The organism is Bacteroides cellulosilyticus, from assembly GCF_020091405.1.
Lineage (GTDB): Bacteria > Bacteroidota > Bacteroidia > Bacteroidales > Bacteroidaceae > Bacteroides.
On the sequence record NZ_CP081903.1, the window covers coordinates 5,882,056 to 5,894,684 of the forward strand.

The 12,629-nt window shown below is 38.7% G+C and carries 9 protein-coding genes; 5 read left to right on the top strand and 4 right to left on the bottom strand.

Translation table 11 applies throughout. The annotated features are described in order from the left end of the window. Positions 1-24 precede the first annotated feature (24 nt). Genes K6V21_RS22775 through K6V21_RS22785 form a run of 3 tightly spaced genes read right to left on the bottom strand, consistent with a single transcriptional unit; the run spans position 25 to position 3,814 of the window. Entirely contained in the window at positions 25-774 is a 750-nt protein-coding gene (locus K6V21_RS22775; RefSeq protein WP_224319980.1) for a YjbH domain-containing protein, read from the bottom strand. Between the two features lie 48 nt (positions 775-822). Beyond that, on the bottom strand, positions 823-2,916 hold the full coding sequence (locus K6V21_RS22780; RefSeq protein WP_224319981.1) for a hypothetical protein: 2,094 nt from the start codon (positions 2,914-2,916) through the stop codon (positions 823-825). 16 nt (positions 2,917-2,932) lie between these two features. Continuing rightward, positions 2,933-3,814 carry a hypothetical protein gene (locus K6V21_RS22785; protein ID WP_224319982.1) on the bottom strand — a complete coding sequence of 294 codons (882 nt, stop codon included), beginning with the start codon at positions 3,812-3,814 and terminating at the stop codon, positions 2,933-2,935. Between the two features lie 437 nt (positions 3,815-4,251). Between K6V21_RS22785 and K6V21_RS22790 the strand changes: the two genes are divergently transcribed. The 5 genes from K6V21_RS22790 to K6V21_RS22810 all read left to right on the top strand — a co-directional run bounded on the left by K6V21_RS22790 (position 4,252) and on the right by K6V21_RS22810 (position 11,561). Then, positions 4,252-5,391: a site-specific integrase gene (locus tag K6V21_RS22790; protein WP_224319983.1), complete on the top strand. Its 1,140-nt coding sequence runs from the start codon at positions 4,252-4,254 to the stop codon at positions 5,389-5,391. A gap of 1,220 nt (positions 5,392-6,611) precedes the next feature. Then, entirely contained in the window at positions 6,612-7,859 is a 1,248-nt protein-coding gene (locus tag K6V21_RS22795) for a hypothetical protein (RefSeq protein ID WP_224319984.1), read from the top strand. Positions 7,860-7,923: 64 nt separating this feature from the next. Continuing rightward, entirely contained in the window at positions 7,924-9,465 is a 1,542-nt protein-coding gene (locus tag K6V21_RS22800) for a carboxypeptidase-like regulatory domain-containing protein (RefSeq protein ID WP_224319985.1), read from the top strand. A gap of 66 nt (positions 9,466-9,531) precedes the next feature. Next, positions 9,532-10,281 (top strand): YjbH domain-containing protein, encoded by a 750-nt coding sequence (locus K6V21_RS22805; RefSeq protein ID WP_195426044.1) that lies wholly within the window; start codon positions 9,532-9,534, stop codon positions 10,279-10,281. A gap of 59 nt (positions 10,282-10,340) precedes the next feature. After that, entirely contained in the window at positions 10,341-11,561 is a 1,221-nt protein-coding gene (locus K6V21_RS22810) for an OmpA family protein (RefSeq protein ID WP_224319987.1), read from the top strand. Between the two features lie 91 nt (positions 11,562-11,652). Here K6V21_RS22810 and K6V21_RS22815 read toward each other — a convergent pair whose 3' ends face one another. Further along, positions 11,653-12,624: a PCMD domain-containing protein gene (locus K6V21_RS22815; protein ID WP_044264024.1), complete on the bottom strand. Its 972-nt coding sequence runs from the start codon at positions 12,622-12,624 to the stop codon at positions 11,653-11,655. Positions 12,625-12,629 lie beyond the last annotated feature (5 nt).

Sequence of the window (12,629 nt, forward strand, 5' to 3'; positions counted from 1 at the left end):
TCTATGCTTTTTCTGCCAGATTCTTTATTTCAACCGGAACTGGAAACATAATCCACCCGTGAAATATTTCATCTTTTGCAGTTCCACCTGTATATGCAGATGTTTTAAAAGCAAGTAAGTGGCTCCCAATGCAAAATCTTTTGAATCATACTCCGCAATCATTCTTAATTCAGGCACAAAAGTTGGATTATAACTAATACTCGCCGCTATTCCATTCAGTTTATACTCTTTTCTTTTATTATATAAATAAGAAAGGTGTACTCCTATTTCTTCTTTTCCTATGGAAATATGCTTGGTGGCCGCTGCATAGAAACGACTATAATATCCGTTTCCTTCTGTAGAACCAACCGAACCTCCTCCGGATGAAGTAAATGGATCTGATGTTCCGAAAACAATAGCTGGCATATACCTCCAGAATTGTCCTTCTTTCAAAGCCCGTAACCGGATAGAAAAATATCTATCCTGATTCGTGAATCCTGAATAGCCATAAGGCTTTAACCCTAAAGCTTCTGCCTTAAACAGGGTGCAAGTATAAGCAACTTCCATCCACGGCAGGATGGTAACATTCAAAAAATAATTGTACGTATGGTAGTACCACGTAGGAGGAGTTATCTCCTTATTCATAAAGTTTCCTCCCAGCATCACTGTCTTGTCCTTTTGCATCTCTGCCGAAGGAGCATGCAGTAAACCGGTAGTTCCATAAGTCAATTGAGCCGAAAGCATGGATGATACACTGATAAGCAGTGTCGCAATGAACATCCGTTTTATTCTCATTATGTATAGTCCCATGCTTTAGGTTCAATTGCATTATTTAAAACAGGCTTATTCGAAATCGATAATACCACCGCCTGCATTCAAATCCTCACCATTGCCATGTCCATGAGTATGACCAATAGCATAATTTGCAGTCAGAGTTGTAGAGATAATCTTCTTAACTACCACTGTTACGTCTGTAGTCTTTTTGTTCTTATCAATTACATGAACAGTATATGATCTTCTTACTTGTTTTCTGACCATACTGAAGTCGTTAATTTGCTTGTATGCAGGAACTGAGATATCTACAGATAGAGCCGTTTTTGAGTAACTGTTCTTCGGTGCAATGTTAGCATTGTCTTTCAGAATCATGTTTTTCAGCAACATTGTTACGTAAGATTTCGTTTCTGTATTCATGCCGGTCAAGGCAGCTTCAACAGCCAAGGCAGGAGTATTTCCATCATAAGCAGTTCCACCCATGTAGTTACCTTTTACAGTAACTACAGCTGCTGCAGAGCCTGTATAGCAAGGCTTATTGATGATTTCAGCATCCAGCTTAACACTGTCTACAGGAACGATAGCTGATTCAAAACCGAAACGGAATTTAGAGAAGTGATTGATTTTACCAACGAAAGTGCCTGAAGTCATATCGTATTCAGCATAATTATTAGCATCAGCTGACCACACACCGGTTTTTTCGTTTTGATAAAGAACACCTAATACATAGTCAGGTTCTACAGTAACAGTAACCGGAGCCTGGAACTTAACTTCCAACGGCTGAGAGAATACGGTACCGCTGGGTTGTCCTTCGTAAGTACGTACAGCAGCGGTTGCCTTTTCAGTTTGTATATCGCGAGTCAGCTTGATTGCTTGAGCCTGGCCACCTACATAATAAACTTGTGTGTTAGCAGGTAATGTGATCTGATCAGCAACAGTTTTAGTCTCTTGAGTTGTTTCACCTGTTGTTTCATCAATAACAGCTTCTGTAGATACAAGTTCTACTACGAGAGCCTCTTCTACTTTTACCACTGGAATATCAATTTTAGTAATATCCTCAATTCCTAGTTCCTCAGCAACTTTCTCGATATCTGCTTTTACTTCCGGCTCTTTAACATCTTCAACTTTCGTCGGCTCAGCTTTATCTACAGGCACTTCAATAGTCTGTTCACCACCCTTACTTGGATCTTCATCAGGGATATCACTGCTTTCAGCTTTCAAAACAACTTCAATGGAAGTCACAGAAGTAGCACCAGTTTCAACCAATTTCACAACTGTGGCTTTTGCTTGTGCAACATAACCGGCTTTTGAAACTGTAACAATAGCCAATGTTGTAGGAGTGATATGTTCAGCTGCTACTTCTATATTGAAATAACCACGATTATCAGTAGTGAGATCAGCTTTGAATTCACCAACTTCAACTTTTACAGTAGCGTCGGGCACAGCAGCATCTTTTTCATTGGTAACGAAGCCGCATACATAGTATTTAGACACCTTTGCAGTTTCCTCCTTTTGCATCAATACGGCAACTGTAGAAGTTACAATCTGGTCGCCTTCGCCTTCTTCTGCAGTAACAGGAGCTACGGTGATAGTAGCGTAAGCGTTTTTGTAACCCTCAGCTGTAAGAACAGCATAATAAGTGCCCGGTTGTACCCCTTCTACTGTGAATGTGTTGTTAACAACTGCAATTGTACATCCTGGTATAACTACTGACGACAATTTTACAGCAGTGCTACTTTCATCAGTTGCAGTACCTTTTATGGCATATTTTACAGTCTTGTATGTCGGAGTATCATACCCCGGATACATAGCTGCGTTAACTGTGTAGACAGCGGTTTTGCCATTTTCAATCTTTTCCACATACACTGAAGTCGTGACAGTCTTGTAATCATCTTTAGTAACAGTCAGAACGTTCAGCCCTTCTGTTGCATCTAAAGTATAAGTACCATCATCAGCAGTAGTAGTACCGTTCACTTTGGCGCCAGACAACGGTTCTCCGGTAGAAGCATTAGAAACGACACCTGCAATTTTGTATACCGGTTTCACTGTACTCGGTGCCTCTGTCGTTAATTCTTCTTTTTCGTAGCAGCTGGCGAACATGCCGCAGATTGCTACTAACATTAACGCTAACTTCACGTTAATACCAAACAAACTTTTCTTTTTCATCTCAATAAAATTAAAATTAATAAACTAATAATTCTGATTTAATAAAATATGGGTTAAAACTATTTGATTGCATTATATTGTCGCCGGGCGACGAACGATAGCTTTTGTAATAATATTGCTCGTTCCCTGCATTATACGCCATTCCCATGTTCTTGGAAGAGGTAAAACGAGGAATATATCCTTTCCTCTTATATTTATAAGGTGGCAAGGCAATCTGAAAACGAAAGCCGCCGTTGGACTTTGCGCCTTGCGCTTTCATTGCGTAAAAGCCTATTGAAGCATAGCGGAAATGCCGGATAATATCTACTCGCACTCCTTTTTCACCCAATAAATACTGTTCAAGTTTCATAGTCGTCTCTACATTATATTGTGGCCAATAGAAATAACCTCCAACTGACCATGTCATTTTTTTCTGTGTTCCAAAGTGGCAGGTAAATCCGTCCCAGTATGCCGCTCCTGTATATCCGATACGTCCTTCAATTCCAAATCTGTTATCACAGATTAAACGATGACTGATCTTCACATCTACTCCATAGCGTTCGCTACTGAAATGTCCTACTGTAAGTGTTCCCCAGATATTATGGGGCAATCTTACCGTTTGTGATATGCCAATAAAACCAGGATGTATCTTATTATACATATCCGGATATCCGTCATTATAAATAGGTACTTCCAGTTGTGCTGTCAGTCTCATCCCTTTCCAGAAAGAGACTTCTATTGCCGGTGCCAGATTGAACAGAACCTGATATATTTGCGTAATTACTAGGTTCTTCAATGATAATTCCGGATATATTACCACGTCCACTTTAAACAAAGAACTATTCTTCTTTTTTACTTTACCTGCCTTTTTCCAATTAGTACCCAGATTATAGCTTACATCCCAATCCTGCCGAGCCACCTCTGGTAAACTATCGCCTATAATTGGCTTATAAAATAATGAAATTTGGGGTACGTTATTATCCAGAACAACAATCCGGCATGGCTTTTTATCCGGAAATCAGGATAAGGAAATATCAGATAAATAAAACATACAATTAGCTAATATTTAGCGAATTGCATAATACTAAACAATATCATTACTTTTCTTTATTGTTTCTTTTTTAGACATTAATATTGTATATTTGTTGCTGGTTTGTTACTATTTCTACATCATTGAAACAAATGGGCCTTCTTTTTATTTTTCTAATATTCAATAAATTAAATATAAATAGAAGTAACAGAACAGAATAAAACTCAAATGCAGAATCATTTGAAACCTGTTTTTGTTACCATGGTGTTACTATAAAAAATAATATGTATGCTATTTTCAACAGATAGAAGATGCTAAACAGAGATATGAAGGAAGAACTAAAAATAAAAGAGCCAATAAAGCTGAGAGTCAAGCACCTTGCTAATGGCAATAAATCGATATATCTTGATATGTATATGGATGGAAAACGAAAATACGAATTCCTGAAATTATATATTATACCTGAATATAATAAATCAGACAGGGTACGTAATAGTGAAACACTAAAATTAGCAAATGCCATTAAAGCCCAAAGAATTATTGAATTACAAAATCAGAGTCATGGTTTTAAAATCAATAAAACATCTCACATTAAACTGATTGATTATATACAAGGCGTTGCTGAGAAGAAGTCCGAGAATGAGGTGCGCAAAACGGTGTTACATGCTGTAGTCTATCACCTTAGGCGTTATGACCCTAATGATACCCTGTTAAGCCGGATAGATAAAGATTATATTTTGGGATTCCTGGATTATCTAAAAACAGCAAAACAAACTCATACTAAGAAAGAGAAACTTCTGCATGTAAATACTCAAGTCTATTATTATAAAATGTTGAGGTATTGTCTGAATTATGCAGTATCGGAAGAACTGATATCGGCAAACCCTATGAATAAAATGAAGAATGAAGAAAAGCCACATAAACATCGTACAGAAAGGGAATATCTCACGATTGACGAAATAAGAAAGTTGGCGCAAACTCCTTTTTATAATGCTTTATTAAAGAAAGCTTTTCTTTTCAGTTGCTTTTGTGGATTGAGGCATTCTGATATCATAGCTCTTACATGGGGAAATATAGAAATGGACGAGGAGGGTAATTCCCGGCTACATATCATACAAAAGAAAACCAAGGAGGCTATTTCTTTACCTTTGAGCCAAGAAGCTATAAAACAGTTGCCGCAGCGAGAAAATGCTAAAGATGGCGATATAATATTCAAAAAGTTAATAACATTGGGAAGAACAAATGAAATTTTACCGAAATGGGCTGAACAGGCTGGGATTAAAAAGCATATTACATTCCATACAGCCAGGCATACCCATGCGACTATGTTGCTAACTTTAGGCGTCGATCTGTATACCGTTTCTAAATTGCTTGGGCATACCAATATACAGACCACACAGATTTATGCCAAACTTGTTGATGAAAGCAAGAAAAAGGCAATTGACCTCATACCCAGTATAACATAATTTATCTCATAAAAGCAAAAGGATTATGATACAAATTGAAATACGTTTGTAACATAGGATTTCTTCATTCTCACTTTAAACCCTGAAAGTCATTTCAGAAAATGCAGAATGACAAATGCAGGCAAGTAATATCAAAATGATAGCAATTTATTCTTTTTAATGTTCTAATTGATAAGTTATACTTGTTTTATATGACACGTTACATTTGCGAAATTTGCCTTCCAGCATATTTTATGAATAAACAATGATTATATATTCCGTAATTATGCATATTGTTGCAGGTTTGTGGGCTATTTATACAGAAAAGGGTTACTACTTATAGATAAAAGGGCTACTACATATAAGCTATATCATTACTACTTATTGGCAAAAGGGTTACTACTTACTGGTAATAAGCCTATTCGTCTCAATATTTCACGTTTATCAACAAGCGTTTTGTCCTAAAAAAGATGTAATTATTTCGATATACATCTAATAATCTGACTTTTGCTGTTTTTTTATTCTTTCTTTTCATCATCACATCCATTAGATTGAAAACAATGGATTCTCAGCTAACTAAAAATACAAAATGTCAAAAAGATTATTTACCTGCTTTTTGAAACTTTGCACATAACAAGGTTAAAAAACTCCTGAACTTAAAAAAAGACAGATCGTATGTTTATAAAAGGGACCCATTGGCGGAATTAATGTTTTCTTTCTCGCGTCTGCAAGGACTCAAAACCGGGTTCTGTTCGCACCTGCCCCATATCTGGTCCGTACCTGCTCCGTAGCAAATTCGGTTAAAAGTACCTCTAACCGAATTTGCTACGGAGCAGGTACGGACCAGATACCTATTTGATAGGTTCCTGACTAAAGCCAGGCCAACGGCTAATCCCGCCAACGAGTAAAATGAGGTTATAAATTATCATTGTAAGTACGTAGAATGAACTTATGGAACTTTTAAGCAAATAATAATTCGTTTTTTATGAAACGCATATATAATCAGAATTACGTTTGAAGGTCTATTTTTCATATAAATGTCGCATTTATTAGTCATTTATTAACCTCTTAATCATGCATTATAAGCTTATAGGCAAAGAATGTTAGCGTTATGAGAACAATTATGCAGAAAAAGCTACATTATTTTATTTTTTCATGTAAAATTCTTTGGTATTATTAAAAATGTGTCTATTTTTGCACCATATTTTGTGTCGTAAAGATATGAAAATTGAATAAATAAAATGAGGTATAGAAACTCTAACATGGGAAAGTGTCTAGCTACTAAAACAATAGCACAATGTGCGGCGCTCTTTTTATTCTGTTTGCTTCCTTTAAAGGGAATTTGCCAAACAGGAGAAAGTACGGTGAATACTTTAGTAGAGATGGGATTTGAAAATGTAGGGTGGACGGAAGATGGCAAAGAGCGTGTATACGTCTTGCAAAATTCTGCGTATCGTCTGAATGGAGTCGGCATTGGCAAGGCGGTAGACATTATTCAAAAAATGGGTTTACCGGATAAAAAGCCATGCAGGATAATTGTTCTAGATAATAACGTACCTCAAATTTCTCTTTACTATAAACCGATAATCGGTGACAGCGTCCCTGAAGCAAGTCGTACGGATTGGGACGTTAGTTACAATTTAGGTGACTCATGGAAGCTGGTTCGGAAAGAAAAGAGAAAAAATAGTTCTTTGTTTAAGGTAGATGTGGTTGTGTATCCGGAAGTATCATTAAAAAATCTGGTGATTACGCAGGTATACCAAGTGCTTTTTAACTTATCACCAGCAGTCGAGGTCTCATTTTGGAAAGGGATGAAGTTAACTGCGCAGGTTATTTTCCCGGTTTATAACGACGGGTATGGTGATTTAGCGGATAAAGTACGCCCGGGATTTCTGACATTACAGCAAACTGTTCGCTTACCATATAATACATGGCTTACAGGAACTGTCGGAACATTTAATGCCAGTCGGTATGGAGGTGATTTAAAATTGCTTCATGTGCTAAAAGCCGACGAGCGTTTCTCGTTTGAAGGACGCATAGGGTTAACCGCTGCGTATGAATGGGATGGATTTGAATTTTACTATGGAACAAAGACACGCTTGACATGGAGTTTAGGAGCCAATTTTTATTGGCCCGAATATAATGTTCAGGCAAGTTTGAAAGGTGAACAATATCTATTGGGTGAAAAAGGCGTACGGTTTGATTTGATTCGACACTTCCGCTATTGCTCGATTGGCTTTTATGCAATGAAAGCGCAAGGAGCAAAGTCAAATGGCGGTTTTAGATTTCAAATAGCGCTCCCACCTTATAAATATAAGAGAAAAGGATATATACCGCGGGTGACGCCCTCAAAGAATATGGGTATCGCTTATAATGCAGGCAACGAACGCTATTATTATAAGGGATTCCGGGCTAACGCAAGCGAGAACATAATGAGTAATAATAGTTTTAATCCATATTTTATTAAATCAGAATTACTAAATTTTTAATTTTATTGAGATGAAAAAGAAAAGTTTCTTTAACGGCTACAATGCTAAATTAGCATTAGCCGTAGTGGCCTTAACAGGGTCATTACTCACTGGATGTTACAAGGATGAAGGATTGGATATCATCGATCCCGATCAGAGTGTAACATTGCCAGCTGCCCAGTACACAATTACAGGTACAATTTACAGTGCTGAAGGTACTATCTTGACTGCTGCAACAGTTACATCAGATAAAGGTACTGTTACTCAAAGCAGCGGGTCTTTCACTATTTCAGGCTTGTCACACGGTGCTGTAAAGGTTACAGCTAATTGCACAGGTTTCGATAAACAAGAGACAACTGTGAACATTGCTGAATTGAAACCGGGACAAGCTGCTGTTTATCCTGTTAACTTCGTATTAGGCAAAACAGCTACAACCAAAGAAGTTGAATTGAGATATGACCTCAAGGTAACAGTTTTGGATGAAGACATGAATGTAATCAACGATGCTGACGTAACTGTATATGGTGCAGGTGCTACAGAAGTAGATTATGAAACTACTCCTCTAACTGCCGGTGCATATAAGATTAAAGCAAGCAAAGACGGATTTGTATCTACTATCCAATACATATCTTTGCCGGCTGCTAAGAAAGAAGTAGCTATTGACTTCGCAGACGCATTTGCTACTGAAGATTACGCAACAGAAATCGTTCTGGTTAAAACTGCTACAGGAACAGTAGTTCTTGCGGGTGACTTGAAGTTTGGTAACAGATGGATGTTGGCAAAAGTTGTACGTTTGTACAATGACAAGGGCACTCAATTCTACGGTGAAGGTAACTCCAACACTTATGCGTATAAGTTTAATGTTCCTGAAACTGAATTCGTAGAAGAGACTACAACCAGAGCCATTTCTTCTAAATTCTTTAGTGCTACTTTCAAGATCGTAGATGAAAATGGTATTGAAATGACTTTAGTTCAGAAGATTGCTAAACCTACAGCTAGTACAGAACCGGGTGGAGAAACTCCGAATGTTGAAGTGAAGATTGATTTCTCATTCAATGTTGAAGTTACAAGAACTAATGCTGCTCCTACTCTTGTACCGACAGTAGATACTTTTGATCCTATGATTGTAAATGGAACTGATAGAGTTAAGCAATATACTTATGACATTCCAGTATTAGTAGGTATGAAGACTATTGATATACAGGGAGGTAACCTTGGCAGTGAAACTGCATTAGGTGTAGCAGTTGCTCAAGCTATGAAGGCAGCTACTGATACAATCGTTGCTGATGGATACAAAAACGAACTTATAGAAAAGGGATACAAATTCGAATTAGCACCTTACACTGCTGTTAAGAGTATCACTTCTAAACAAGAATTCGTTGATTTCACTATAGGAGTAACAAAGGTAACTTCTACTACTATTATTACTTCAGGAGATGAAGAACCTGTTGAAACGACTACAGATGTAGACATGGATCTGTCTGGAGTATATGCGAAATACCAAGCTGCAGGTACAGCTACCGTTAACTATGACGATATGGAAATCATTAAGGTTTCTCACGATCATGGTCATGACCACGGTCATGGTACAGGCAACGCTGGTGGTGGTATCATCGAGGCTGAATAATTCTGATTGTTAAGAACAATAGATCACAGATTGACCCGAAAGTATAAAGTGTATAGAGAAAGGCAGATGCAGATGAAGCGAATAATAGTTACGTACTTGTTTTTATGCTGTGCGTTTGTACTTTCGGCTCAATTAACTTACGGTACTACAGGTTTGTTGCATGCCCCTTCCGCAGAAATGCAGAAAGATAAGACAATAATGCTGGGTGCCAACTTTATGAACAAGGAGATAACTCCTCCTACGTGGTACTATCATACGTACAACTATTACCTGAACGTGACCTTTTTCCCCTGGTTGGAAGTGGCATACACATGCACACTTTTCAAAGCGGAAGCACTGGGCTTAAAGCCTTACGGTTACTCAGGTTTTACGAATCAGGACAGATATTTCTCTGTCCGGCTGCGAGCTTTGAAAGAAGGGCAATTCTGGAAGTATATGCCGGCTGTGGTTCTGGGAACATCAGACCCGTTTACTTCTTCCGGAGGTGGGGTAGTTGGTTCATCAAGCGGAAACGGATATTTCAGCCGTTTTTATATAGCTGCAACCAAGCATCTGCCGATAGGAACAGAAGAAATCGGAGTACACCTCTCTTATTTATATAATCAGAGAAAGGAGTACAAGCTGAACGGAATAGCGGCGGGTATCACTTACAATCCCAGTTTCGCACCGGATTTGAGGGTGATAGCGGAATATGATTCGAAAGATTTTGCGTTGGGTGCCACCTATTTGTTGTTCAACCATTTGCATTTACAGGTGGAATTACAACGAATGCAATATTTCACTGGTGGATTGATGTTCAGGTTTAACCTGAAATAAGAGAATGGTGAAGAATGAATAAGTAATAAAGAGTTAAATCTATTAAAAACTAAAAAACAATGAAAAGTAAATTAGTAATATTATCTTTACTGTTGTCAGGGGCAACCATTGCCAATGCACAGACTAAAGAAAAGTACTACAGTGAAAGCTGGAAGGACAATTTCTTTATCAGTGTAGGCGTGGGTGGACAAGTTGTGACCAACCCCAGCAACTTTGATTATGGATTCGGTGAATCCATAACACCTCTGGTGAATGTATCACTGGGAAAATTCTTCAGCCCGGTATGGGGTATCCGTGGTCAGGTTGCCGGATGGTCCGGTAAACTTCATACTCAATACCCTTTTGAAAACGTAGGCAAAGAGGAGAATTGGTATAACTATAAGAAGAAGTTCGTTGCATTGAATGCTGATGCAATGCTGAACCTGACTAACCTCTTCTGCGGTTACAAAGAAGGCCGTAAATTTGAGTTTATGTTCTTTGTAGGTCCTACATTGAATATCTCAAATTCTTATAGTACCTGGAATCTTGCAACAAAGACCACTGAGGTTACTAACGCTGATGGTTCTTTGACTTATAAGCAAGAACTGGATCCTTCTAAGAGTTATCCTAAAGATGATAAGGTACGTCTGTTGGTTGGCGCAAGCTTAGGTTTGGGTGCTAAATACAACATTGACCAGAAATGGGCTATCGATCTCGAAGCTCGTGGTACAGTATCTCCTTCTGTTTTCGGTTCTGTAAGCGATGCTAAGACTGAAGGTATTGTAGGCTTAACTGTAGGTGCAACCTATACTTTCGGTGGCAAGAAGTTCGTAGCTTGTGGCTCGAAAGTTGATCAGAATGCTATCAACAACGAAATCAATAAGTACAGAAGTGAACTGGCACAAGCTCAGGCTGATCTGGCTAATGCTAAGAACGCTTTGGCTAACGCTAAGCCTGTAACTAAGGAAGTAGTGAAGGAAATTGAAGTTGCCGGTCCTCGTGCCATCTTCTTCAAGATTGGTAGCGCTCGCATCGATGATTACGGTATGGTTAACATCCAGTTGGCCGCTAAGATCCTGAAGGCTAACCCGGATAAGAAGTACAAAGTTGCCGGTTATGCTGACAAGGCTACGGGTAGCGCTTCCTGGAACCAGAAGTTGTCTGAAAAACGTGCTCAGGCTGTTTACGACGCATTGATTAAGGAAGGCGTTGATAAGGATCAGCTCGAACTCGTTGGATTCGGTGGTACTGCTAACATGTTCGGTAAGAACTATTTGAACCGAGTAGTAATTCTGGAATAAGATATAGGGACAAAGAGTTGTAAACTCTAAACGAAGAGAGGGCGGCTAACTGATGTTAGCCGCCCTCTTCATTTTATACTGAAATAATATTTTAATATACCAGTTTCACATTATCGATCCAGAGTGAATTACCGGGAGAACCTATGTATGCTCCTCCATGGCTGGAAGTAAACTGCAATAATAAATGTGTAGGAGCATCTTCTTCTGTTCCCCATGCTACTTCTTTGACCGGAACACTTTCACCTTTACTATTAATTGCGTAACGTTCTTCTACTTGCAAACGCATCATATGAGGCTTATAAGCAGGATCACCGGTAATATCTCCATACATGACTGAATACGTAGCATTATTATGCCAATCAGTGGTATTATAGTAACGAACCACCATAGTCCCTACCCGCTTAGCAAAAATATTGCCATCTTTGTCTTCCCAACGCTTCTGCAAAAACAAATTCACCTCCGGGAAGTCTTTACCTTCTACGTCCGTTATCCGGCTAAAACCGGTAGCACGAATACGCTTTTCCCTATCAGACATATTAACTTTATAGTCAAACTGCACAGCGATAGGTTTCTTGGTAAAGGGAATACCGGAATTCAGCATCTTTTGCGGATTCTTTGTGCCCTTAATCGGCTCATTCACTTCCCCCAAAAACATAGAACCTGCGGCAAGTACTGTGATATCAACAATACCCAATACTTTTACGCTTTCCATACGGGTATCCATACGGGCACAGTAGCCATCACCACGCTTCTCGGGAAACACTGAAGTATTGGTTTTAGTAATACCCGTTACACGCGCCATAACATTCGAAGTAGCCCATGGCGAACCACCCATATTCTTATAGGCCTTATTCTCACGAATAGTTGCAGTCGGTCCGATAGCATATACATTCTTCAACGCACCACCGATAATGCCCGACTCTTTAATCTGACGGTCTATCCATTGATCCATGTCTCCGAACGGAATCATTTCCACAGTATGCTGTTGCTGCTGTGCAAGTGCCGTTCCGCAACATAAAAAAGCGGATAGCAAACCGTACATACAAATTTTCTTCTGCATCATCTCAT

Excerpts from the sequence above, each read along its gene's own strand:
- K6V21_RS22775 (WP_224319980.1), bottom strand. The coding sequence starts at position 774 with ATGAGAATAAAACGGATGTTCATTGCGACACTGCTTATCAGTGTATCA.
- K6V21_RS22780 (WP_224319981.1), bottom strand. The coding sequence starts at position 2,916 with ATGAAAAAGAAAAGTTTGTTTGGTATTAACGTGAAGTTAGCGTTAATG.
- K6V21_RS22790 (WP_224319983.1), top strand. The coding sequence starts at position 4,252 with ATGAAGGAAGAACTAAAAATAAAAGAGCCAATAAAGCTGAGAGTCAAG.
- K6V21_RS22795 (WP_224319984.1), top strand. The coding sequence starts at position 6,612 with ATGAGGTATAGAAACTCTAACATGGGAAAGTGTCTAGCTACTAAAACA.
- K6V21_RS22805 (WP_195426044.1), top strand. The coding sequence starts at position 9,532 with ATGCAGATGAAGCGAATAATAGTTACGTACTTGTTTTTATGCTGTGCG.
- K6V21_RS22810 (WP_224319987.1), top strand. The coding sequence starts at position 10,341 with ATGAAAAGTAAATTAGTAATATTATCTTTACTGTTGTCAGGGGCAACC.
- K6V21_RS22815 (WP_044264024.1), bottom strand. The coding sequence starts at position 12,624 with ATGATGCAGAAGAAAATTTGTATGTACGGTTTGCTATCCGCTTTTTTA.